At 52.0% G+C, this 24042-nt stretch carries 30 protein-coding genes and 2 pseudogenes; 5 read left to right on the top strand and 27 right to left on the bottom strand.

Annotated features, from left to right (window positions below; all coding sequences use genetic code 11):
• Positions 1-204 precede the first annotated feature (204 nt).
• The 5 genes from groL to trxA form a co-directional block, all read right to left on the bottom strand.
• Positions 205-1866: a chaperonin GroEL gene (groL, locus tag AAY24_RS11450; RefSeq protein ID WP_046859795.1), complete on the bottom strand. Its 1662-nt coding sequence runs from the start codon at positions 1864-1866 to the stop codon at positions 205-207.
• Positions 1867-1920: 54 nt separating this feature from the next.
• Positions 1921-2211 (bottom strand): co-chaperone GroES, encoded by a 291-nt coding sequence (gene groES / locus AAY24_RS11455; protein ID WP_046859796.1) that lies wholly within the window; start codon positions 2209-2211, stop codon positions 1921-1923.
• 161 nt (positions 2212-2372) lie between these two features.
• On the bottom strand, positions 2373-3032 hold the full coding sequence (gene murU / locus AAY24_RS11460; protein ID WP_046861248.1) for an N-acetylmuramate alpha-1-phosphate uridylyltransferase MurU: 660 nt from the start codon (positions 3030-3032) through the stop codon (positions 2373-2375).
• A gap of 199 nt (positions 3033-3231) precedes the next feature.
• Positions 3232-4488 carry a transcription termination factor Rho gene (gene rho / locus AAY24_RS11465; RefSeq protein ID WP_046859797.1) on the bottom strand — a complete coding sequence of 419 codons (1257 nt, stop codon included), beginning with the start codon at positions 4486-4488 and terminating at the stop codon, positions 3232-3234.
• A 180-nt stretch (positions 4489-4668) separates the two neighbouring features.
• A complete protein-coding gene (trxA, locus tag AAY24_RS11470) occupies positions 4669-4995 on the bottom strand; it encodes a thioredoxin TrxA (RefSeq protein WP_029134562.1) in 327 nt (108 codons plus the stop codon).
• Positions 4996-5177: 182 nt separating this feature from the next.
• Between trxA and rhlB the strand changes: the two genes are divergently transcribed.
• Positions 5178-6533, top strand: a complete 1356-nt coding sequence (rhlB, locus tag AAY24_RS11475) for an ATP-dependent RNA helicase RhlB (protein ID WP_046859798.1) — start codon at positions 5178-5180, stop codon at positions 6531-6533.
• 2 nt (positions 6534-6535) lie between these two features.
• Positions 6536-6916: a YkgJ family cysteine cluster protein gene (locus AAY24_RS11480; RefSeq protein WP_046859799.1), complete on the top strand. Its 381-nt coding sequence runs from the start codon at positions 6536-6538 to the stop codon at positions 6914-6916.
• 33 nt (positions 6917-6949) lie between these two features.
• Here AAY24_RS11480 and yrfG read toward each other — a convergent pair whose 3' ends face one another.
• Entirely contained in the window at positions 6950-7606 is a 657-nt protein-coding gene (gene yrfG, locus AAY24_RS11485; protein WP_046859800.1) for a GMP/IMP nucleotidase, read from the bottom strand.
• Positions 7607-7656: 50 nt separating this feature from the next.
• On the opposite strand from yrfG, the gene nudE reads away from it, so the two are divergent.
• On the top strand, positions 7657-8205 hold the full coding sequence (nudE, locus tag AAY24_RS11490) for an ADP compounds hydrolase NudE (protein WP_046859801.1): 549 nt from the start codon (positions 7657-7659) through the stop codon (positions 8203-8205).
• A 74-nt stretch (positions 8206-8279) separates the two neighbouring features.
• On the opposite strand, the gene AAY24_RS18930 is transcribed toward nudE, so the two are convergent.
• Positions 8280-8549, bottom strand: a complete 270-nt coding sequence (locus tag AAY24_RS18930; RefSeq protein WP_046859802.1) for a hypothetical protein — start codon at positions 8547-8549, stop codon at positions 8280-8282.
• A 54-nt stretch (positions 8550-8603) separates the two neighbouring features.
• Positions 8604-8738, bottom strand: a pseudogene (locus AAY24_RS19695) (hypothetical protein); the annotation flags it as partial.
• 117 nt (positions 8739-8855) lie between these two features.
• On the opposite strand from AAY24_RS19695, the gene AAY24_RS11500 reads away from it, so the two are divergent.
• Entirely contained in the window at positions 8856-10019 is a 1164-nt protein-coding gene (locus tag AAY24_RS11500) for a GGDEF domain-containing protein (RefSeq protein WP_046859803.1), read from the top strand.
• Between the two features lie 38 nt (positions 10020-10057).
• On the opposite strand, the gene AAY24_RS11505 is transcribed toward AAY24_RS11500, so the two are convergent.
• From AAY24_RS11505 to AAY24_RS11515, 3 genes are all read right to left on the bottom strand, one after another.
• Positions 10058-10426, bottom strand: coding sequence for a YajD family HNH nuclease (locus AAY24_RS11505; RefSeq protein ID WP_046859804.1), 369 nt, complete (start codon positions 10424-10426; stop codon positions 10058-10060).
• Positions 10427-10629: 203 nt separating this feature from the next.
• The gene (locus AAY24_RS11510) at positions 10630-11190 is read right to left on the bottom strand and encodes a cytochrome b (protein WP_046859805.1); all 561 of its coding nucleotides are present in this window, start codon (positions 11188-11190) and stop codon (positions 10630-10632) included.
• A gap of 58 nt (positions 11191-11248) precedes the next feature.
• Positions 11249-11821, bottom strand: a complete 573-nt coding sequence (locus AAY24_RS11515) for a flavodoxin family protein (RefSeq protein ID WP_046859806.1) — start codon at positions 11819-11821, stop codon at positions 11249-11251.
• 95 nt (positions 11822-11916) lie between these two features.
• On the opposite strand from AAY24_RS11515, the gene AAY24_RS11520 reads away from it, so the two are divergent.
• Entirely contained in the window at positions 11917-12834 is a 918-nt protein-coding gene (locus AAY24_RS11520; RefSeq protein ID WP_046861249.1) for a LysR family transcriptional regulator, read from the top strand.
• A gap of 37 nt (positions 12835-12871) precedes the next feature.
• On the opposite strand, the gene AAY24_RS19215 is transcribed toward AAY24_RS11520, so the two are convergent.
• From AAY24_RS19215 to AAY24_RS19230, 16 genes and pseudogenes are all read right to left on the bottom strand, one after another.
• Positions 12872-13366: a hypothetical protein gene (locus tag AAY24_RS19215; protein WP_199930355.1), complete on the bottom strand. Its 495-nt coding sequence runs from the start codon at positions 13364-13366 to the stop codon at positions 12872-12874.
• A 565-nt stretch (positions 13367-13931) separates the two neighbouring features.
• Positions 13932-14798, bottom strand: coding sequence for an alpha/beta hydrolase (locus AAY24_RS11530; protein ID WP_052761209.1), 867 nt, complete (start codon positions 14796-14798; stop codon positions 13932-13934).
• A gap of 166 nt (positions 14799-14964) precedes the next feature.
• Positions 14965-15183: pseudogene (locus AAY24_RS18935) on the bottom strand (transposase); the annotation flags it as partial.
• Positions 15184-15255: 72 nt separating this feature from the next.
• Positions 15256-15591 (bottom strand): hypothetical protein, encoded by a 336-nt coding sequence (locus tag AAY24_RS11535; RefSeq protein WP_046859807.1) that lies wholly within the window; start codon positions 15589-15591, stop codon positions 15256-15258.
• Positions 15592-15705: 114 nt separating this feature from the next.
• Positions 15706-16080, bottom strand: a complete 375-nt coding sequence (locus AAY24_RS19220) for a hypothetical protein (RefSeq protein ID WP_199930356.1) — start codon at positions 16078-16080, stop codon at positions 15706-15708.
• Between the two features lie 80 nt (positions 16081-16160).
• Positions 16161-16790, bottom strand: a complete 630-nt coding sequence (locus AAY24_RS11540; RefSeq protein WP_046861252.1) for a hypothetical protein — start codon at positions 16788-16790, stop codon at positions 16161-16163.
• Positions 16791-16895: 105 nt separating this feature from the next.
• The gene (locus AAY24_RS11545; RefSeq protein WP_199930357.1) at positions 16896-17258 is read right to left on the bottom strand and encodes a hypothetical protein; all 363 of its coding nucleotides are present in this window, start codon (positions 17256-17258) and stop codon (positions 16896-16898) included.
• A 154-nt stretch (positions 17259-17412) separates the two neighbouring features.
• Positions 17413-18000, bottom strand: a complete 588-nt coding sequence (locus AAY24_RS11550; protein WP_199930358.1) for a hypothetical protein — start codon at positions 17998-18000, stop codon at positions 17413-17415.
• 106 nt (positions 18001-18106) lie between these two features.
• Positions 18107-18499: a DUF3792 family protein gene (locus tag AAY24_RS11555; protein WP_046859809.1), complete on the bottom strand. Its 393-nt coding sequence runs from the start codon at positions 18497-18499 to the stop codon at positions 18107-18109.
• Positions 18500-18953: 454 nt separating this feature from the next.
• Entirely contained in the window at positions 18954-19805 is an 852-nt protein-coding gene (locus AAY24_RS11565; protein WP_199930577.1) for an IS3 family transposase, read from the bottom strand.
• A complete protein-coding gene (locus AAY24_RS11570) occupies positions 19805-20176 on the bottom strand; it encodes a transposase (protein ID WP_046859812.1) in 372 nt (123 codons plus the stop codon). The genes AAY24_RS11565 and AAY24_RS11570 overlap by 1 nt, the downstream gene beginning before the upstream one ends.
• 943 nt (positions 20177-21119) lie before the next feature.
• Positions 21120-21524 (bottom strand): hypothetical protein, encoded by a 405-nt coding sequence (locus AAY24_RS11575; RefSeq protein WP_199930359.1) that lies wholly within the window; start codon positions 21522-21524, stop codon positions 21120-21122.
• Positions 21525-21604: 80 nt separating this feature from the next.
• Entirely contained in the window at positions 21605-21919 is a 315-nt protein-coding gene (locus tag AAY24_RS18940; RefSeq protein WP_082117254.1) for a DUF6572 domain-containing protein, read from the bottom strand.
• 101 nt (positions 21920-22020) lie between these two features.
• Positions 22021-22794: a hypothetical protein gene (locus AAY24_RS11585; protein WP_046859815.1), complete on the bottom strand. Its 774-nt coding sequence runs from the start codon at positions 22792-22794 to the stop codon at positions 22021-22023.
• 99 nt (positions 22795-22893) lie between these two features.
• Complete coding sequence (locus tag AAY24_RS19225) at positions 22894-23244, bottom strand: hypothetical protein (RefSeq protein WP_199930360.1); 351 nt, start codon at positions 23242-23244, stop codon at positions 22894-22896.
• 101 nt (positions 23245-23345) lie between these two features.
• A complete protein-coding gene (locus tag AAY24_RS19230) occupies positions 23346-23960 on the bottom strand; it encodes a hypothetical protein (RefSeq protein ID WP_199930361.1) in 615 nt (204 codons plus the stop codon).
• Between the last annotated feature and the right edge of the window lie 82 nt (positions 23961-24042).

Here is a 24042-nt window from a genome sequence, read left to right on the forward strand (position 1 = left end):
CTACCGCCACTCATGGAAAAGGTGAATGGCGGAAGCCCCCAGTCTCGCCCACTGGAGTAAATCCAGACCTCCACCACACAGCATCCGCCACAAAAAAACCCTGCCTGGCAACACCAGGCAGGGTTTCGTCCACGGATGAGCCGGCGCCGTGAAGGCCATGATCGGCCGGAACGGCTCAGCTCTGAGCGGTTGGCTCGGCAGTGATTACATCATGCCGCCCATGCCGCCCATACCACCCATGCCGCCCATGCCGCCCATATCCGGCATACCGCCAGCAGCGGAGTCATCGGCAGGCTCATCGGCAACCATCGCCTCGGTGGTGATCATCAGGCCAGCCACGGAGATGGCGTTCTGCAGCGCGGTACGGGTGACCTTGGTGGGATCCAGGATACCCATCTCGACCATGTCGCCGTACTCAGCATTGGAGGCGTTGAAGCCGTAGTTGCCCTCGCCTTCAGCCACTTTGTTCACCACGACAGAGGCCTCGTTACCGGCATTGGTGACGATCTGGCGCAGCGGCTCTTCCATCGCACGAGCGGCGATCTTGATACCGACATCCTGATCATGGTTGTCACCGGTCAGATCCTTCAACGCCGCCAGGGCACGGATCAGGGCGACGCCACCGCCAGGCACCACGCCCTCTTCAACAGCGGCACGGGTGGCATGCAGAGCGTCTTCAACGCGGGCTTTCTTCTCTTTCATCTCAACTTCAGTTGCGGCACCCACTTTGATCACGGCGACACCGCCGGCCAGCTTGGCAACACGCTCCTGCAGTTTTTCACGATCGTAATCGGAGGTGGTCTCCTCGATCTGGGCACGGATCTGCTCAACCCGGGCCTTGATGTCGTTTTCGGTACCGGCACCATCGATAATGGTGGTCTCTTCCTTGGTGATCTGGACTTTCTTGGCGGTACCCAGTTCATTCAGGGTAGCCTTCTCCAGGGTCAGACCCACCTCTTCGGCAATCACGGTACCACCGGTCAGGATAGCGATATCCTGCAGCATGGCCTTGCGACGGTCACCGAAGCCAGGCGCCTTCACAGCACAGACCTTGACGATGCCACGGATGGTGTTGACCACCAGGGTAGCCAGCGCCTCGCCTTCCACATCCTCGGCAATGATCAGCAACGGACGGCTCGCCTTGGCGACAGCCTCCAGTACCGGCAGCAAGTCACGGATGTTGGAGATCTTCTTGTCGTGCAGCAGGATGTAGGGGTCTTCCAGATCAACCGACATGCTCTGCTGGTTGTTCACGAAATAGGGAGAGAGGTAACCGCGGTCAAACTGCATACCCTCAACTACGTCCAGGCTGTTCTCCAGGGCAGAGCCCTCTTCAACAGTGATGACACCCTCTTTACCCACTTTCTGCATCGCTTCAGCGATGATGCCACCGATGTTGGCATCGCTGTTGGCGGAGATGGTACCGACCTGGGCGATGGACTTGTCATCGGCACAGGGCTTGGACATGTCGGCCAGCGCCTGGACCGCGGCAGCAGCACCTTTCTCCATGCCGCGCTTCAGGTCCATCGGGTTCATGCCGGCAGCTACAGCCTTCAGGCCTTCACGGACGATGGACTGAGCCAGTACGGTCGCGGTGGTGGTACCGTCACCGGCCACATCGGAGGTCTGGGAAGAGACCTCTTTCACCATCTGGGCGCCCATGTTCTCAAAGTTGTCAGACAACTCGATCTCTTTGGCCACGGAGACACCGTCTTTGGTGATGGTGGGTGCACCGAAGCTCTTCTGCAACACCACGTTACGGCCTTTCGGACCCAGGGTGACCTTTACGGCGTCGGCCAGGATATTGACACCACGCAGCATTCTCTGGCGGGCATCATCGGAAAATTTCACTTCTTTTGCAGACATAGATACGTATTCCTTTGAAATTCAGTAAATTGAAGAGTTTTCGCAGGCGCCTGATCAGCCCTCGATCACACCCATGATGTCTTCTTCGCGCATCACCAGCAGGCTCTCGTCACCGAGTTTCACCTCGTTGCCGGAATACTTGCCGAACAGGACCTTGTCACCGACCTTTACGTCCAGCGGACGAGTCTCGCCATTGCTCAGCACCTTGCCATTACCAACGGCAATCACTTCGCCTTGAGCTGGCTTTTCGGTTGCACTGTCCGGCAGGACGATGCCACCAGCGCTGGTGCGCTCCTCTTCCATACGACGAATGACCACACGGTCTTGCAGCGGACGAATATTCATCTACCGATTTCTCCTGATTTGGCTGTTTACACAAATGGTGTTTTTTTATCCGGCGGCGCTGTTAGCACTCACCGCGACTGAGTGCTAATAATAGGGTCGAATTATTGAGAGTCAAGAGCGACAGGCAGAAAAAAACGGCATGGGCCAGGAAGACCCGGCATTCAGGTGCGCCTGAGTTCTTTATCCAGCATATCCAGCCGTTCCGGAGTACCGATATCCAGCCAGCGTCCGGCATAGTATTCGCCACTCACCCGACCACTGGCCATCGCCTGACGCAGCAGGGGCGCCAGAGGATAGGCTCCGGGCTGGCAACCGGTAAACAGTTCCGCCCGGTAGATACCAATGCCGCTATAGGTGAGTCGACCATCACCGGCATCCGCAACCGAACCATCACCGGAGAGTACGAAGTCACCCTGGGGGTGGTGTTCTGGATTGTCCACCATGACCAGGTGGGCCAGGGAACCTTCCGGTATGGGCCGGGCCAGAAAGGGGTAATCGGTCCAGACATCACCATTGACCACCCAGAACGGCCCATCACCCAACAGGGGCAGGGCGTGCTGGATACCACCACCGGTCTCCAGCGCCCCGGCGGGCTCGGCCGAATAGGTTATCGAGACACCCCAGCGCGCGCCATCCCCCAGGAAAGCGACAATCTGCTCACCCAGGTGAGCGTGATTGACCACCAACCGGGAGACGCCGGCACGGGCCAGCGCCTCCACGTGGTACTGGATCAACGGCTTACCAGCCACCGGCAGCAGTGGTTTGGGGGTGCGATCGGTCAGCGGTCGCATCCGCTCGCCCCGCCCGGCGGCCAGGATCATGGCATGGGTCGGTAACCCGGTCAGCTTGGCGTCGTTTTCCACTCTTGGTTACCTGCAATTACCCTGGGCTTTCTGTTGGGGGACCTTACCGTGGCACGCCATGAACATAGGATCTGCCCGGTATCCAGTCAATAAAAAGGCCGCCCCGCTTTGCATGGGGCAGCCTTATACTCAGGAGCTGGTCCGGCACTTACCAGGCTCAGCCTTTCATCGAGGTGAAGAACTCCTCGTTGGTCTTGGTATCCTTCAACTTGTCCAGCAGAAACTCCATCGCCGCCAGTTCATCCATCGGATGGAGGATTTTGCGCAATATCCACATCTTCTGCAGCGCATCCGGCTTCATCAGCAGATCCTCACGACGGGTGCCGGAGCGGTTGATGTTAATGGCCGGGAAGATCCGCTTCTCGGCAATGCGCCGATCCAGATGGATCTCCATGTTACCGGTGCCTTTGAACTCCTCATAGATCACATCATCCATACGGGATCCGGTCTCCACCAGCGCGGTAGCGATAATGGTCAGGCTGCCGCCCTCTTCCACGTTACGCGCCGCACCGAAAAAGCGCTTGGGCCGGTGCAGTGCATTGGCATCCACACCACCGGTCAGCACTTTGCCGGAGGAGGGAATCACCGTGTTGTAAGCACGCGCCAGACGGGTAATGGAGTCGAGCAGAATCACCACGTCCTTTTTGTGCTCCACCAGCCGCTTGGCCTTCTCGATCACCATCTCCGCCACCTGCACGTGACGCGCCGCCGGTTCGTCAAAGGTGGAGGAGATCACCTCACCACGAACTGAACGGGCCATCTCGGTCACCTCTTCCGGGCGCTCATCAATCAGCAGCACGATCAACTGGGCTTCCGGGTGGTTGTAGGCGATCGACTGGGCGATATTCTGCATCAACATGGTCTTACCCGCCTTGGGCGGGGAGACGATCAGACCGCGCTGCCCTTTGCCGATCGGCGCACAGAGCTCAATGGTGCGGGCAGTAATGTCTTCGGTGCTGCCGTTACCCTTTTCGAGATTGAACTTCTCGTTGGCGAACAGGGGAGTGAAGTTTTCGAACAGGATCTTGTTCTTGGCGTTTTCCGGCTTGTCGTAGTTGATCTCGCTGACTTTGAGGAGTGCAAAATAGCGTTCGCTCTCCTTGGGCGGCCGGATCTTACCGGAGATGGTGTCGCCGGTACGCAGGTTGAAGCGCCGGATCTGGCTGGGTGAGACATAGATATCATCCGGCCCGGCCAGGTAGGAGCTGTCAGCCGCCCGCAGGAAGCCGAAACCATCCTGCAATATTTCCAGGACCCCATCGCCGTGGATATCTTCGCCTTTTTTGGCGTGAGCCTTGAGGATGGCGAAGATCAGATCCTGCTTGCGGGAGCGGGCCATACCCTCCAGCTTCATAGATTGGGCGAGTTCGACCAGTTCAGTGACCGGCATCTTTTTAAGTTCGGTGAGATTCATGATGATATGCGTGATTGACAAAAGAACGGAACGGGCTTTGAGTTCCCGTTTGGAACAGCGTTATTGAAATATCGCTCTGGAGTGATTGGTTTCTTGGTATTAGCGCTCACGGGAGGGCTAGTAGGTGGATTTTAGCACCATCCCGGAGTACGTCCAGTATTAATTACGATTTCAGCGACTTCAGAGATTACTATCGATGAAGGCGATCAGTTGGGATTTGGATACGGCACCAACCTTGGTAGCCTCTACTTCGCCATCCTTGAACAGCATCAGCGTAGGAATACCCCGAATGCCGTACCGCGGCGGTGTGTTGGGGTTCTCATCAATATTGAGCTTGGCCACCTTGATTTTGCCGGCATACTCACCGGTAATCTCATCCAGAACCGGCGCGATCATCTTGCAGGGACCACACCACTCGGCCCAATAATCCACCAGCACAGGCAGGTCTGACTTCAGCACTTCCGCCTCAAAATTATCGTCGGTCACATGAACAATCTGTTCACTCACAAGTATTCTCCACAAAAAATTCGGTTGGGATATCGCACCACAGAGTACGGGACAGCACCGGTGCTTATCGTTACATCAGGGATCAGTTGTCGGTTGAATCTCAAAACAGTGGCCTATTTGATCCCAATATTTTCGCTATTTCAAGTCCAAACCATCAGTAAATTAATGTATCCTAGCGAGCCATGACAGACAAACACCTTACGGATATCCGTTTTAACAGCTTCGGGCTGTGTAAAGAACTCGCACAAGGCATTGAAGAGACTGGCTTTTCCTTCTGCACCCCCATTCAAGCCGAAACCCTGCCCATCGCCCTCAAGGGGCAGGATGTAGCAGGACAGGCCCAGACCGGTACCGGAAAAACCGCCGCTTTTCTACTGGCAACCTACCAGCGTCTGCTCACCCAACCGGCGACGGAAGGGCGTAAAAAGAACCAGCCCAGGGCACTTATCGTGGCCCCGACCCGGGAGCTGGCGGTACAGATTCATAAAGACGCCGAAGAGCTGGGCAAGCACACCGACCTCAAACTGGGGCTGGTCTATGGCGGCACCGGCTACGAACAGCAGCGCAAGCAGCTGGAGGACGGTGTCGACATACTGATCGGCACACCCGGCCGCCTGATCGACTATCTGAAACAGCACGTCTACGACCTGAAAGCGGTTCAGGTGGTGGTGATGGACGAGGCGGATCGCATGTTTGATCTGGGCTTCATCAAGGACATCCGCTTTATGTTGCGACGCTGCCCGCCACCACAGCAGCGACTGGGACTGCTGTTCTCCGCCACCCTGTCATTCCGGGTGCTGGAGCTGGCCTACGAGCACATGAACAATCCCACCACGGTGAAGATTGAAACGGACAACGTGACCGCCGACAAGGTCAAGCAGGTCTGTTACATGACCGCCAACGACGAAAAGATCTCGTTACTGATCGGCCTGCTGAAACGGATGGACGCCCATCGCAGCATCGTCTTCGTCAACACCAAGCGCGGTGCAGACCTGGTCTGGGGCTACCTGGAGGGCAACGGCATTGGCGCCGCAGTCATATCCGGTGATGTACCCCAGAAAAAACGCATGCGCCTGTTGAGCGACTTCCAGGAGGGGCGTCTGCCGGTTCTGGTTGCCACCGACGTGGCCGCCCGCGGCCTGCATATCCCGGACGTCTCCCACGTGTTCAACTTTGACCTGCCGGACGATGCGGAGGACTATGTGCACCGCATCGGGCGCACCGCCCGGGCCGGCGCCAGTGGCGACGCAATCAGCTTTGCCTGTGAGACCCACGCCTTCTCGCTGCCCGATATCGAGGCCTATATCGGCCATCGCATCCCGATGGAGCCGGTCACCAGTGATCTGCTTTTTGAGGTCGACCCGAAAAGCCGCATCATTCCGGACCGTCCGGAACGGGACAAGCGACGGGGCAGCAATAACCGGTCTGGCCGCAAACCCGCCACCCGCACCGCCAAACCCCAGGAAACCGGGACAGAGGCACCCAAGAAAAAGCGCCGCAGAAGAAGAAAACCCAAGCAGACCAACACCACTGAATAGAAATGGACGACCTGGCCGTCACCAACAAGTGCAGCCGCTGTATCAACTCCATTTGTTGCACCTATACCACGGAGGCGCTCGGCGTGGCGCCGCGCTCCAAGGCCGACTTCGACCACCTGCTGTGGCAGGTCTCCCACCAGGGGGTGGAGCTGTACAAGGATGAGGGCGAATGGTATCTGATGTTTCTGGGGCGTTGTGAACATCTGCAGGCGGATGGGGGCTGCGGCATCTATGAAGAGCGGCCCCAGATCTGCCGCGACTACGACAACGACTGGTGTGAATACGATGCACCGGCCGAAGAGGGCTTTGAACTCCACTTCCGCAATTACGGGGAACTGCTCGCCTACTGTAAGAAACGCTTCAAAAGCTGGGGCAAACGCTAGAGAGAAGTAATTCCCGACAGAAACCGGCTCCGGTCACCCCTGGGGCAGCAGGGCGGAAAAATCATCAATCGCCATAAATCCACCCGACTCCCGCGCCGGCTCCTTGGTATCCGGTTTCAGCACCCGCAACAGATAGCCAATGCCATAATCCCGGGCCGACGCCAGCACCGACGGACTGTCATCCACAAACAGGGTGCGTGATTTATCAAACGGCTCGATCTGCTGCAACTTGTCCCAGAAATCCCGTGCCTCTTTGGGCAGCCCCAGGTCATGGGCGCAGATAACGGCATCAAAGTAGCCCTGCAGCCGGGTGCGCTCCATTTTCAACGCCAGTGCCTTCTGATGTGCGTTGGTCACCAGCACAGTACGCGCCTTGCGGGCTCGCATCTCCTGAAGAAAATCCACCACGTGGGGGTGTACCGCGATCAGGTGCTCCACCTCCGCCTTCAACAGCGCAATATCCAGCCCCAGCTCCCGGCTCCAGTGGTCCACACAGTACCACTCCAGGGTGCCTTCCACGTCACGGTAACGCCCCAGCAACTCCTGCTTCGCCTGCGCCAGCGTATACCCGCGGCTTTCAGCATACCGCTGCGGTACATGCTCCAACCAGAAATAGTTGTCAAAATGGAGGTCCAGCAGGGTGCCATCCATATCCAGCAGCACGGTATCAATTTGGTTCCAGTCAATCATGGGGTAAAGTTACAGCGGAATCTGACTGAATAGCAACCGAAGAAGCCAACATGCCAAAACCTCCCCGTATCCGCGCCCGGCGCACCCTCAGCGAAACCGGCGTATTTCATATCGAAGAGATCGACCTGGAGTTCTCCAACGGTCAGCAGCGCACCTATCAACGGGTGGTGGGCTCTGATGAAGGGGCAGTACTGGTGGTACCGATGCTGGATTCCGAAACGCTGCTACTGATCCGGGAATATGCCGCCGGGGTGAATCGTTACGAACTCGCCTTCCCCAAGGGTCATATCGAACCGGGAGAAGAGCCCCTTTCCGCCGGCAACCGGGAACTTCAGGAGGAGACCGGCTACGCGGCAAAGCAGCTGGAACTGCTTGATTCGGTCAGCGTCGCACCAGGCTACATTTACCATACCACCCACATTGTGCTGGCACAGGCACTTTACCCACACCCACTGCCGGGCGATGAACCGGAACCGATTGAGGTGATCCCCTGGAAACTGAGCGAGCTTGATCAGTTGATGGCCCGACAGGACTTCACCGAAGCCAGATCAAAACTGGCCCTGTTCCTGGCCCGGCAAAAACTGCAAGCCAACCGGTAAACGCTTGTACGACTTGTGCTCACCGGCCCACTGCAACAGAGCACACCAGGCGGAGCCTCTCTGTCCAGGCCCGGTTAACGACAAAATTCCCGCAGGTAATCTTCCTGCTCGCGACGCTGTTGACGCAACCGCTCGCCCCGGGCCGGCTTATAACCGCGACGCAACTCCGCCTCGATCCGCTCAATACGCTGGTTCGCCTTCCAGCACGCCTGCTTCTGCTTTCGCTCCGCATCAGCCACCCGGGCCAGCGCGGCCTGGTCGTTGGAGCGGGAACCGGACGACCGGCGACGATCCGGCAACGGACGCTTCGGGCTGGCCACCCACTTGGTGGTGCGAACATCCAACTCAACCTCCTCCCCCTGAACGCAAGGCACTTGCTGAAAAACCACCCCGCCTGATCCGTCAGGACAGCGATACACGGCCGCAATCCCTGCCGCGGGAACAGCAAGAGCCATCAGCAACACCGCCCAGCCAACAGACGCTACAAGCCTGCTAGACGTTCCGAAACCATCCTGCGCCGATCTATTTTTCATCCCTGAAACTCCTTATTTGTAAACTTGTCACACTCCCTGACTGGCACAAACCACAACACCGGGTATTATGTACCAGGAAAAAGTAACGCCAACCCTGGATGGTCGACCGTTAACAGCATGCCAAAACCCCCACCCACCCCTTCGCCGACGGACCTGGCGTTTATCAATCGCCAGTTGAGACAACGACTGACCAGTCTCACCCGGGAGGCCAGCCATAACGAAGAGGTGTTGAAACGGTTCCATGACCGGGAGCTCACACTGCTGGCCACCGAATCTCTCCCCCAACTGCTCAGCTGTCTGGTCGATGGCATGAAAGCCTCCTTCGATCTGCCCAACATACAGTTGGTGCTGCATGACCCGGATCACGAACTCAGACACCTGCTGCTGCACAGCGGAATCGAACCGGAAGGGCTGGCCGACATCCGTTTCGTCGATGAGATCGCATCATTCTCTCCCAAACACGCCCGCTACAGAGCACCCTGGCTCGGGCCGTTCCGGAACCCGGAACATGCCATCCTGTTCCCCACTGACGACACCCTGAAAAGCATCGCCATTCTCCCCATGATCCGACGTGGCCAACTGGTCGGTTTCATTGGTCTTGGCAGCCACGACCCCAACCGCTTTACCCGCCAGCACGCCAGTGATTTTCTGAATCGTCTGGCCACCATCAGCGCCATCTGCCTGGAGAACACGGCCAACCGGGAGCACCTAGTGATCAGCGGGCTCACCGATGCCCTGACCGGTCTCCACAACCGCCGCTACCTGGAACGCCGACTGGAAGAGGAGGTCACCCGGGCGTTGCGTTACCAGCATCCGTTAAGCTGCCTGTTCATCGATGCCGACCATTTCAAGCAGATCAATGACCGACATGGGCATGGCGCCGGCGACAGCGTACTGCGCGAACTGGCCCTGCGGGTCAAGGAGTGCCTGCGCCTCTCCGATATCGCCACCCGCTATGGCGGCGAAGAGTTCACCCTGCTGCTGCCCCAGACCGATGCAACCGAAGCGGCCAAACTGGCGGAACGGATACGGAGCCGGATTCAGCACAAGCCGATCGCCATCCACGGCGGTGGCTATGTCGAAGTGACTGTCTCCATCGGGGTTTCTGCCCTGCCGCCAGGCAGTAGCAGAGAAAATCCGCAGCAACGGGCCAAACATCTGATCGAGGCAGCGGACAAAGCACTCTACACAGCCAAGGAGTCGGGGCGGAACCGGGTACAACTGGCGAACCCGGACAGCCTATCCGGCAGGGCACTGGAGAGTATAGAATTAAACGATTAAGCCACTGTAGGGCTTTTCTGAAAACAGGAGCGTTGCTGTCACTTCTTACTCTTCAACAGAGTCGCCAGATCGGCGAAAGGATTATGGGTCGCGCCGCTGTCCTGCCTGTCGGTCGCGGCATCACCATACTCTGAGTCGATATAGCGCGAATGTTCGTTGTCATGGCAATAGAGGCACAACAACTCCCAATTGCTACCGTCTGATGGGTTGTTATCGTGGTTATGATCGCGATGATGGACCGTCAACTCGCGCAGATTTTCCCGGCTAAACTCCCGGGCACAGCGCCCACAGACCCAGGGATAGAGCTTCAGCGCCTGCTCCCGATACCCCTTCTCCCGCTGATCCCGGGCACGGCGGGCCTCCGCCACCACCCGGTCGAGCTTGCTCCCGGAACGGTCCGATACCATACTCAACTCCGAATTTGAAAGTCAGCTGACATTTACCAGGACCAGCAACCAAACGTGATACCGGCTGGGAATCCCAAGGCAATACTATCTGGTAAATAGTAGCCCATGGGACAAACCCGCTGGTAACGCCCAGTTCCTGCACTGAAGCTATCGGATTCACGCCGGCGCTTCCCTGCGCCAGCGCAATGCGGGCAGGAGTCCGGTTAAACCTCCTGGCCCAGCATACGACGTAGCGTTCCGTCCTTGTCAATCAGGTGATGTTTATAGGCACCTGCGACATGCAGCAGCACGCCGATAATCAATGCATCACCTGCCAATCCGTGCACCTGGTGCGCCAGACCGGCAAGCGCACCATTCAGCGGGATGACTTTGCCAGGATTAGCCGGATCCGGGTTTGCTGCGATCAGTTCGAGACCGAACAACGCGGCGCCGTGGCCACCCATCACCGACATGACAAACCCACTCAGCGGCATAATTATGGTGCCGATCAGCAGCAGATAGTGCACTACCTTGGCCAGTATATGCATCAGCTTTGAGGGGTCGCCCAGGGTGCTGGGCCAACCATTACGTATACGCCAGACCACACGCCACAGGGCGAAGAAGAATACCACTATGCCAAACGATTTGTGCCAGCCATAGAGGGCAAATACCTTGTTCTCCGCCATATAAACGCCGCTGGCCAGCAGCACGATCATGGTTATCCCAACCACCCAATGCAGCATCAGAGTCTTGCGGCTGAATTTTGCTTCTGTATCAAAGGTCATAGTACTGCTCCCTTCATTTAATTTTTGTCCGCTCAGGACTTCATGTTAACAATCAGGTCTATTTCCAGCGCCGGGCAGCCTGGGCCACGCGCCTGCCCAGGTGTTGGGCGGTATCCCGGTCAGATTGCGGTGGCACTATCTCCGGCCCCTGGTCGGCGTTGCTCTGGGCCATCACCCCCAGATAGCTACCGACCCGGTTAAGATCATCCGGACTGCCCTGGGTGCTGTTATTCCCCGGAAGCAGCCCCAGACTGACCCAGACCATACCGTGCTGCGCCGCAAATACACTCAGCTGTTGAAGCGTATTGAGCTTGTCGCCGCTGTAGCTGGCCGAGTTGGTGAAGCCCGCCGCCAGTTTGTCCTTCCAGCCCTGCTCCGCCCAGACCTTGGAACTGGCGTCCATAAAGGCCTTGAACGGCGCACTGACGCTGCCCATGTAGGTGGGGGTTCCGAAAATGATTCCATCCGCATCCGCCAGCCGATCCCAATCGATCTGATCAGGATCATCCACCGCAATCAACGTGACATCCCCATGAATCTCCCTGACTCCGGCCGCAACAGCTTCCGCCAGCACTTTGGTGTGTCCATAGCCACTGTGATAAACCACAGCAATTTTAACGTTTTCGCTCATAACAATCTCCAGACATCTCTAATCGGATGCCGGAGATTGTAAAACCGGGGGCGCTATTCGTATAATGTATTATTATTATATTGATTATTCACCATATGCATTTACGTAACATTGACCTCAACCTGTTGGTCGTATTACAGGCCTTGCTGGAACATCGCCATGTGACCCAGGCCGCCAATACCCTGAATATGAGTCAGCCCGCCGTCAGCCGCGCCCTCTCCCGGCTGAGAGACACGTTCAATGACCCGCTGCTGGTACGCACTGCAAAAGGGTATGACCTGAGTGCACGTGCGGCGTCAATACAACCGCAACTGGAGCAGCTGCTCGGCTCTTTGGAAAAACTGGTATCAGCACCAAAGTTCGACCCCAAGCAGTCCAACGACACCGTCAGAATCTATGGACTTGACCCCGAGGTGAGCATTTTCCTGCCCAGCCTGTTTTCACTGATGCGCCGTGAAGCACCCGGCATGTTTCTGGATGTACGCAGTGAACCGAGAGAACAATTTGAACTCCTCGACTCGGGGGATGTGCATTTTTCACTAACCGCCTTTACACCCCACAATGGCCTGGAACACTACCGGCGTTTAAGAGTGGAACGACCAAGGTTCGTTGTGCTGATGCATAAAAACCATCCGCTTGCCAAGGGGCCGTTGACCATAAAACGGTACCTGGACGCGGCCCACGGGATGGTTTCCATTACCGGCCGGGGACCGGCACTGGTGGACCGGTCACTGTCGGATACGGGCCGAACACTCTATACACCGTTACGATTAAGCAGTTTTGCCAATGTCGGGCAATTTTGTGAAGAGGGCGGCATTCTGTTTCATCTGCCCAGGGTATTTGCAGAACAGGCTCGGAAGGGGCGCCCTCTGATCACACGGGAGCCACCTGAAGAGTTGGCACAGGATTTACCCACCACCTATCTCTACTGGCACGAAAGACATCACCACAACCCCATGTGTCAGTGGTTTCGAGACCAGATCAGGGCCCTGGCAGATTCATCGGCGGAATAGCGCCGCCCAAGTAACTCAGGACGATATGACAGGGTGATTAATGACGACACAAGGCACCATGACATTTCAGCGTATTAAAATCGTAAACTGCGGAGTGTCCAGGCTTACCTTTCGGTTTCGGCACACCACGCTCTATGAAGAAAGTGGCCGAGTTCCCACCATACAAACCCGCCGGATAGGTAAACGCCTTTAGCACCACATAGGCCTTACGCAGGGAGGGCGGCTTCGGCCTGGGTATACCGACACCGGCAATCGGCGGAACATCCTCTGGTGGCATACTCGCCACCAGTTCATCCACCCATCGGGTGGCATCCTCGGCAGTTGCGCGCCGGAGTATGCCTTTAGCAACAGCCGCATCGAGCCCCGCCTGCCCGGCCAGCGGCATAGTGTCATCCCTAAACGAATCCGGGGTTATCCGGGTCGATGTTACCAGCTGCTGGGTTCCTGCGAGCGGCTCTCCCACGACAATTCGCCCGGCCTTATCACCGAGAAATACCAATTCCACCGGCTTGCCGAACAATTTTCTGGACATGGGATTCAGCGACTTGTTACCCTTTTTACTCAGGTAAAGGTATCCGCAGGGTCCCCGGTTGTGGTGTGTGCTGTTAAGCACCGGAACCTTACTGTCGAGCCCCGCCACCACTTGCCTGTGGTAACCGGTCAAAAACACCGCGCTAATTTCAGTGCCTTCACTCCAACCTATATTCCAGATAGTCGGTTCATAAGCACCCAGTATCAATAATACCGGTTTGGTCCTGCTATTCACGGCAACATCGAACTGCGTTGCTTCATGTCCGCTTTGATCTATCTGGAACCCGATACGACGCCCGGAGTAGGATCCCGCTGCGTAGACCACCGCATTGTCAGGGATATTGAGGCCCGCATATTCACACACCGGCGGGGTCCCGCCCCGCTGTATCAATTCGGGTGGCAGTTCAAATTCGAACGTTGTTAACGGGTCCGCAGTCGCGACCTGAATAAACAATAACGCCATTACTATAAACCGAGCCATGTTATGCCTCCCTTCATTTTCCAGATCCCGTTCAAACGCCAGATGTGGTTAAGCACGACTAATCACTAACCCGTCAATCTGTCCATCATCTCAGCAAAGATGCAATGTCGGGGTGTAACTGCATCAGAAACCTGTCCACCGAACGCGTATAGCTGCTTCTCTTGCCTAAATTTACATTTGTGGCTCTATGGGACAAATCGACTTTCAGCAGTTTCGCGTCCGTGCCAAACTGCCTGGACTTCTGAATGTACTTTCCGGCTTGAACACAGGGAGCATCTTTTCGTTGCGTGGAACATATGGCCAGAAATGGCGCCCGCTTACCTGATAACGCATAAATGGGGGACGCGGCCTTCCAGTACGCCTGATGGATGCCAAACGCTTTCTTATAAAATCTGGGTGGTCTCCGCGAGGTCATTATCTCAACAATGTCGTAAGCGGCCGAGTCAATAGCCACCGCACCAAGCCACGGCTTAACACCACCAGCTAACTCCTGTTGGCCGCGGGAGGCAATAAGTGAAACCAGGTGGGCGCCCGCGGAGTGTCCCATTAATATGAAGCGGTCCGGTGATCCGCCCCACTTCCGGGCCTGCTGCTGGGAAAAACGCAATGCGCTCTCTACGTCTTTCACTTGCTGCATAGGTGCTGCATCCGGTACCAGCCGATAATTTACCGAGATAAAGACAAATCCTTTGGATACCCAGTGATTCACCTTGTTCCTGACTACTCCGTTGGAAGCCTTGTCGCCAATCCTCCACGCCCCTCCGTGGACCATAAATATCACGGGAGCATTGCCCGCCCCCCTTGGCATATAAACATCCAATCGCTGCCGCTGGTCCTGGCCATATGGGACATCACGTATAACCTTTACTTCTGCAGACTGGGCCATGCAATTTGGCAAGTAAAGCGCCGTCAATAGCAGCACTGTAAAGATCTGCTTTATATTCAAAACCATATTCTTCCTATATTTTGTTAATTGGGTGCCCGGTCGACCTGATAAAGATGAAAAATATTAAGTAACCTTTATAACAGTCAACGCCATTGTTCGTTAGAAATACCTATATAGAACCGGCAACGACGGATATGCATACGCAAACCAAGACCAAAGCAGGGGGGGATTACCTCTCCTTCTTGATGCTGGTGACCTTTTTACGCTTGTCTGTGACTCCCTTTCCTTCCCGGTACTCTTTTTTTCATCGTGACAGCATGAATGGGTGGATGTCGAGAGTTTCGGCGACCGCCTTAACCTGTACCCCATCCAGGTGACTAAGTTGGACCGCTTTGGCTTTGAATTCCTCCGTGTATCGCCATGCCCTCCTGGGTTGATTGTATCTTGGCAGTGAACACTCTTCTGTCAGAAGTGAGTGTCCGTTTTAGAGGGGGATGTTCACTTGTTAGGCATACAGCGATTCTCACCAGTGATTGTGAACTGCCGTAACTTGATTTGCCAAAAAAGTGAGCCGCTCCATTTGATTTCTGCTTCCCCCATACAGGCCAAAATCATGGGCGATCGAAAAGAACCCTTCTCCAGGATTATTGTCACTGCCCTTATGGACAACTAATGCCGTAAGCATTGGACGACCTGCTTGATGTTCTTGCGCTGCAATTTCGCCAAGCAACCTCGCAATTTCTTCTCGATCTTCATCCACATCCATTGAAAGACCCACCAGCGGTGCGACATCGCTATAGGCTGCTAGGAGGTCATTTCGCACAAGACGAACAAGCTCATCGTAGAGAATCATATTCATGGCATTTCCTTTTCTTGGGGAGCTCGGTTGCCTAACGCCAAACATATGGGGCGGCGGCGAAGCCGACGTCCCAGCCAGAAGGGCGACATAATGTACTTGTTAGATGGCGCAGTTTTATGCTTTGCGATTATGTAGTGAGCCTATATAGGCCCCTGCCATTGCAATAGAGCTAGCAGCCAAAATAAGGAAGGTTTGAATGGCCACGTCCCAATCGCCGCTTGATTCCGTAGCTGCTTCAATAAATACCATGACTACCGAACCAACTAGAGCTACCATGATTAAGTAACGAGACAAATATATTGACCGCATTGATCTTGCCGCGACATAACCTCCAAGTAGTAAGGGAAGAATTGTGACCAACGCTGGATACCAAGGAAACCAGCTTTCCCCGAAGGTGGATGATAATAGTGGTATCGCTAACCACAATCCAAGTACAGCGAGAATCCCAACTACTGAGCCGAAAACGAAAGGCTTTAGAAGTGCTCCCATGTTCCTATTCTTTTTCCATCTAACGCCCAACTCTGCGGGCAATTGAAGCGCAGCATAAATTGATCCGCTGCAGTTGTTTGTTACAAGGCTGGATTTTCAACATTCAATTGCGCCTCCTTACCGTCTAGTTCCCTAGCTTTATTAAAGATGCGTCGTACTTCCTCATAAATAGGCATAAAGAAGTATTTCTTACCCATTAAAACCAAGCACTCAGCTTCGGGGTCTAACAGCTTGAATATGTGGCCTACCGGGTCATCAGCCAATGTATGACTATCAACTATACAATTGGGGAAGAAATAGCCGGCATCATTTTGCAAGAGGTATTGATCCAGCCTTTCGTCGAAATGCTCCCATGCATTTCGTAGATCCCGATTATAGAGAGCTGACTCTTTATCTAAGCCGAAGCTCTTGCATAATTTTTCGCCACGTCTCTCTTTCAAAACCCTCTGGTTAGGCTCTTTATTTTTCCCACCTGGGGATGGCCAAAAATACCTAGACAGTGCGGCAGCATGACCTACAGCTTCTTGAACTATACATATAAGATATTCAGGGCCTATTTCTTCTTTCTTTAGTTGACGGTATCTATCAAATGACTCTAAGCATCGATCCGCAGAATACATAATTGAGTGAATATAGAAGGATTCGCAATATGAAACTATCCCATGGTAGTCTTCTACTACTAATTTAGCCCTTCTTTCTTTTTCATCCATATCCAATTCTTGCACAATTCCACTTCCTTGGATGCCTTGTAACGTTCTAGCACAGCCGCAACGGTTTTTGTTGTCGGCTGGTGCGGCTTGTTAAGCGCTGCATTCTCATTGGGACAGACCTGATTGCAGCTCTATAATTAGTTCTTTTTTTGCTTCACTCACTAACGCCTCGGCCTTAGATGAATCTGTTTCACTCCAAACAACCCATCTATCTCCTTGGAATTTCCTCACATCATATTTAACGCTGTTTTCGCTAAATTTTCTAAGAACGATAGCTTCCATTTCTGGACCAAAACTTACACTCCTATTAGACGGGACTATTTTCTGATAAAGCCGCCCAATGATGCTTTCTACTTTTCTTTTGTCTTTTAACTTGAATTCAAAGCGACTCCCGGATAATTGCTTATACCATATACCTGCATTATCGAAGGCGTCAGGAGCTAACTGGTGTAGTTTTTCATCGCCCATACTGGTTACGAATGTTTCACTGGAACATCCAACAAGTATCAGCACAAAGAATATACGTAGAATTCTCATGTTTTACGCTTAACGCTTGCAGCATGCGCGCCCACGGAATGGAGCCGAAGGCGCAATGTAGTGGGCGTCGCCGTGCCTGCACTGGTTATGCAGTCGGGAGTCTTCCGCCATTTTCATCAGCTATCTCCAACAGCTCTTTAATCCTAATGATTTCAGCAACGATAGGGTCCATTTCATGGTCGCTATCGAGAAGCCGAAAAATGCCAACATCTGTGAAAAAGGCACGAAATAGATGACCCGGAACACCATCATCGCCTGGTTTCGGCCCCACATACTCAGGGATGACAACGCCTACGATACCGTCTGACAGATAGCGATCTAGCCTTTCATCAAAATGTTCAATGGCATTCCTGAGGTCACGAGAAAAAAGAGGGTTGCTTTCATCAATATTGAGAGACTCGCGTAGATGAATGCCACGTTCAGCATGCCCTTTCCGAACTGGCCAGAAATAGCGTGATAATGCCGCCCCATGGACAATAATATTCTGTAACTCATTGAGAATATCATGTGTCAGGACCCGATCTAGCCCCTCTTCCATCGCAGCTTCCGGCAGGGTTTCAAAAGCATGAGAAATCCGTGCAATCGATCGAAAGGCGGACTGGGCATTAAATAACATCCCGTTGATATAAAACGCCTCATAAGGTGGACAAATTCGGCCGTCTTCCATCGCCATTACGGTCTCCCTACTGCATAACGCCGCAATTCACCGGAGGCAAAAAAGCATAGTGAGGAACGAACGACGCTTTTTGGCATCCGAGTGAAATTGCCTTGTTAGAGCTTTATGCTTTGAGCGAATATTTGGCATGTAATTGCCCCAACCCACCACCTAAGCCACACATGAATGCTGACCATAGGGGAATCATGTAAATATTAGAGAAATACTCTGGCTCAAGCATTCTGAAACCAATAAATGCGAAATAGACCAATAAAGTAACTACTGCCACCAATAGCCCGGTAATTGCACCATGTATCACACCTCTTTCCGATGCTATCTTACCTGCGACATAGCCTGGAATCACATACACAAGCCAACCAATTACGGCAAACACTACACCAAACCAACCCGGTATTTCTGTAGCATCATCACCAATTGATATGTCCGTTAACAAGGTATATGCCACGTAACAAAGCAAGTATGTACCCAGGCCTATGAATATTGCTTTCCAGTGCATTTCTTTATGCTCTAACGCTTGGCTAAGGGGCGGGTAGCGAAGCGGACCGTCCCAGCGAGTGCAACGAGCGCTTTAAGCCCTTTGTTAGAAGCGACATTCACTCCCATGGTTGTTTAGCCCTGTGCATTTCCCTTTCCTCCTCGGCGTCCTTTAACAATGCTTCTTTATACTTCTTCCCTAGTGGGCCTGCACCAAAAAAACCTAGTATAGCTACTGCGGCTAACACCCAAAATGGCGCAGAGACCCAAAAGGCATAATCACACTGATTGATATTGCACATTACATTGAAACTTCCCCACCACAACAAGCCAGCCATAGTGAATATGACGACATTCCTTAAGTACGGCTTTAGTGATCTAGGACCTAGTGTTCCGAATCTCATAGAGCTTTCTAACGCTAGTGGTAATGGGCGACAACGGAGCGCAGTGAACTAGCACCACTTTTGTGGACACTTTTATTGGAATAGCTTTTCATAATTCTCTGGTGATTGGTAGCCTATCCCTGAATGTAAACGCTCTCGGTTATAAAACTCGATATACTCCACCAGATGCGCCACCGCACTGATGTCATTTTCAAATAGCCTGCGATGAATGAGTTCTGCCTTCATGGTGTGAAAGAATGATTCGACAAAGGCATTATCCAATGGGTTGCCCTTTCGACTCATGCTCCTGGTCATGCCAGCGGCCTCCACCACATCTCGGTATTCATGTGCCGCATATTCAATTCCCTGATCAGAATGGAATAGACAACCCTCCTGAGGATTCGACCGGGTTAGTGCCATTTTGAGGGCGCTTTTTGTCAGCTCTGCATTCCGTTTTCGACTAAATGACCAACCCACAACCTTTCTACTGAATAGGTCAAGAACTACTGCATGGTAGAGCCAACCCGTTTTGGTCTTAATATAGGTAAAGTCACCCGCCCATTGTGTGCCTGGCTGTACTGGCTTCTCCATCTGCTTCAATTGATTGCCGGTAGACGAGTAGAATTCATGTTGGCCGGGTCGCCACGCATAAAGTCCTGTGGTAGAAGCCTTTACACCCATCTCTTTCATCAAACGATTAACCCGTCTGCGGCTGCAAGGCAGACCTTTTTGAATCAATTCCTGATGTAATCTAGCTGCCCCATAGCTGCGACGAAAACCTTGATGTAGCGTCTTGATCGCTTCCATCAGCTTGAGATCATGTGCTCTGTGGTTACTCATAGGCCGTGCTTTCCATGCATAAAAACCACTTCTTGAAACACCATAGAGTTCACACAGGCGATCCAGTTTGTGTTTGTCACGGTTCTTCTCGATAAAAGCAAATATTACCGCTTTGTCTTCTCGAAGAACCGTTTCGCTTTTTTTAACAGATCAAGCTCCTCTGTACAACTTTCCAGGGCTTGCTCTAATTCTTTGATCCGCTTATTTGCTTTTGCCAGCTCTGCCTCTTTTTCAACCAAAGGGTCTGTTCTTTTTACTAGCCTCTTGGGTGATACCTGCTTTGATTTCATGTGCTTATTTTCCCGGAGTTCGCCGTTTTTGTACTCCATTCGCCAACGGTAAAGCATGACCGGGTGGATTCCAAGCGACTCAGCAATATCCTTGGCTATAACTTTAGGGTGATTAGCCAACTTAACGGCCTGTTGCTTGAACTCTAGTGTGTATCTATCGTAATTCCGCTTCTTTGTTTGTCCCATCTCGTACCCTTCAACAGATCAGTCCACGACTGTCCATTAAAGTGGTGCTAGTTCAGAGCGCGCTTTTTGCGCGTCGGCTGACTTTACTGGTTATGTTGCTGTACATACAGGTTGTACTCACGGGCCCATTCCTTAAATGCTATACGCGTAGCTTGATCTTCATTACCCTGAATATCGTTGCATGTACCGCCCAGGACAAGCGGCCTCTGTTCGGGCGGACTATTTCCTTTGTAGCCAGGAATACCCATGAAGCACTCGGCAACAATTATTAGACGATGATCACCTTTGCCAATAGCCTTTTTGCAGCCTCTACAGGATTTGTCTTAATCACTTCGCTCCAAGTACCAGGGTAATTTTCCCATGCTGATATTGAGCTGCAATAAATGAACAAGGTAACTATAAAAATGCACTTCACTTCACAAATCCTTCTGCAACATAACGCCGCAAGCAAAGGCGCGCGTTAGCGCGTCCAGCCCGCAGGGCGATTTTGCCTTGCCTTGTTATAACGTGAACTCAACAAGTAAACTGCAAGGTACACCAATGTTTGTACAATCACCGTCATCTGTATCACTGCATGAGTTTCTAGGTCATCTGTGACATTGTGCCAGCCCGTGGAGTAACCGTATACGGCAACACCCACTATCTCAGAGAGTAACAACGAAAAGTAGCCAATAAGTCCAAGCCAGGATACCGAATACTTCCCTGACCAATAAGACGCGAGATATCCGATAACAATTGGCGTGACAAATGGAATTATTACGATGTTCGGGCCGAATCGATAATCAGGGAAAATAATCCCCCTAAGAACTCCAATTGTGAGTAAAGCTACAATCCATTTCATACAAAGTTATAACGCCGTTGTAAATTGCAGTTTTGGAGGAGCCCGTTTGTGCTATCAAGCACAAAAAGGAGCGACGGAAAAACTGTCAATTTGACAACTTTGTTAGAGCTTTTTACGTGCACGACTGCTTCCCAACCAAAAGAAAAATGCCCCTGCGGCCCCATACGCTACAAACAAACTGCGAAAGTAAGGATTGGCAGTATCTGTTAAAGCATAAAGGAAACCCGCGCCGCCGCCAATTATAACTATTAATATGGGGTTGACCCAATTTAGCTTGCGTAAAACATAGTAAGTAGGTAGTCCAATGATTGCGCAGAATACCGCCATGTATAAAAAGCTAAAAATTCCAAATAGAACGTAAGAACCAAAAAAAGCCCCAAACATTGCGGCGATACCATTGTGATTAAGTTCTTCAATAGCTGCCCAGATTGCTACCGCTCCACTCACCAAAAACGGTGAAAGAAAGCTAAATAAATACCCCGCTCGCATTTCGTTTCCGTAATTCATACTTGGTATAGCTCTAACGCCCGCATAAAAGGCGGAGCATCAGCGACGTCCAGCCCGCAGGGCGATTTTTGATGCGCTTGTTAAATGTGGACTTCGTGACCAAACTGAAACCCTGCCTCATTGATTGCTATGGTGCATTGTGTAAGAAAAATAGCAGCCTCTACGCTTGGCTCATGCTTACACACTACATTTATTTTTATGCTCTTACCCTTTGCTTGTGGGTAGGATTCGTATATCTCTCCAGATTCGATAAACGCCAGATATACATTTATTTTTTCCTGAAGCTTATAAAGGTGATCATTATCCCATTCCAAGTGATCTGAAATAGTAAGGACCGCTAATTCATCACTAGCTATACCGATTGCATCAATTGTGCTCTGATCTTCAATGCTCATAGACATTTAACGCCGCAAATCATCGGCGGTAAAAAGCAGAGCGACGAAGGCGCGGCGCTTTTTGACGTCCGAGTGTATTTGCCTTGTTAGCCGTGATTTAATTAAGGCCATGGCGTTGGCACCTTACCTTCAATGGCCTCTGACAACGCGGACGAAAAGTTTGCATCATCCCATTCCAACATCGCCATTTCGGCAACCTCTTCTGCCTCTGCTTTCCTTCCACCACGGGCAAGCAACGCCACCAATGTCGCGACATCATTAGAAAAACTTGTATAGGCAAAGCTCTCTGCTTTTGCTTGGAATGGGGACTGTTTAGAAAACTCCAATCCTGATCGGAAGTAACGTACATATCTCAGATATGAATTCTCTGGATCAATATACTTACTACAAAGCTCATATTCTTTGGCCCGTACCAATGATGACTGGGCTAGTCGATATACTTTTTTAGCTCGATCTTGTCGATTTTTATCTAACCAACGAAACAATTGAATTGTCTTTTCTTCTTCGCCCAATTTCTCGTTTATCGACTTATAATCGTTAAACGAGTCATAATAATTGACACTAGAACGTACATTCGCACCAGCCATATCCCTAGTTGCCTCTAGTGAATGCATCGCTTCGGGGTACTTATGCCCAAGTTCCTGCCAATCACTTAAAGCAAAAGATAAGCGAACGCCATAGAATGCACGATCGTATTTCAGCGCATTATTGTGAAACCAAAGATGCTTTAGTAGTGCATCTTCATATCGCCCGGCACGAGCATCCTCACGAGCTTCATCAAGAATCTTCCTTGGTGATGGATTCTCAGGCGGCAACCATCCAGCATAAACAGCTGTATAAAAATTGATCAATACGATTAATGCTAGAAATCTCATTGCAGCATCCTTTGCTTACGGCTAACGCCTCGCATCAGCCGCAAAATTGCAAGCGAAGCGCGGCAATTTTGTCGGACTGCATGCGATTGTTATGGTGAATTAATTGCAAGGATAAATCTCCGGCAATTTCTTCATGAGTTCCCATGTTGCTTTTGATGATGTAATTGCTTCACCTTCAAAGCTCTCGTTCAGTATATTGAGAACTTCTCGTGAACCAATAAAACCTGAATCAGGCGCGCAAAATAATCCATCGTCCAGAGCTATGTTTGCTCGACCTATCGAATTCACCGCATAGCTAAAGCCCGAAACCCATAATAGAGTTTCTTCGCGAGTTCCATCTTCAAGCTGAAATTTCACTTCTGGTGTCCATGTATCGGATGCGGAAAGTAATGAATTGGCGCTAAAGAAAAATAGCAATCCGATTGCTGCTAAGCGCTTAGATGTCATCATTCACCATAACGCCAAGCTAAACGGCGAAGTGATGTTGGCGACTTTTGTGCTTTTTTTGCGCAAAAGGTGCCAACATTACTGAGTCCGATTTGAGCGCCTGGTTATGGTTTTTTATTTTTTGGATCATTTTCTCGTATATATTCTTTGATGGTTTCTAGTAAAATAATTAAGTGGCTGTATTCAAGTGTAATGAAAAAGTAGCGCTCGCCAGGCTTAACAGACTCGTAAATGTACCGCCAAGTTACAAACGCATTTGATGACCTTTTAAGTAATGGTTTAACTTCAGTAGATAAACCCTGCTGATTTGGAAATACAGGTGCTTTTGGTCCATCACCTGTTGAATCATGCTCATAAGCAACATTTAATTTAAATAATTTTTCTTTGGGTGTGTTCGACACCTTTTGATTATATTTGGACTCAATTATTTGTTTTACGTTATTTGGCAAAGATTTATACAAAGCCCAAAAATTATGGGTATCTGGAACACTTAGGCCAAGCCCAACTCTTAGAGATTTTATGAATAGCTCTAGAGACAATGAAAGATTAGTAGCTGCGCTTACCAGCGCACCAGGGTCTTGTGCAGCAACTAATACTCCACCATTTAAATCAGACCCAACTTCCTCTAAAAATGGTTTAGATAGCTCGAAAAATGATTGCGCGCACTTAAAAGCAAACCGAAAATCTCTATTTTTCTCTTGTTCTGACTTTTTACGCATACTTAGATACCATAACCTTTAAGCATTTATGCCGCGTGCCTTTCATGTGGCATAAATGCCTGTTGAACTGAGCCGCCCTCGA

This window comes from Sedimenticola thiotaurini, from assembly GCF_001007875.1.
Classification (GTDB): Bacteria; Pseudomonadota; Gammaproteobacteria; order Chromatiales; family Chromatiaceae; genus Sedimenticola; species Sedimenticola thiotaurini.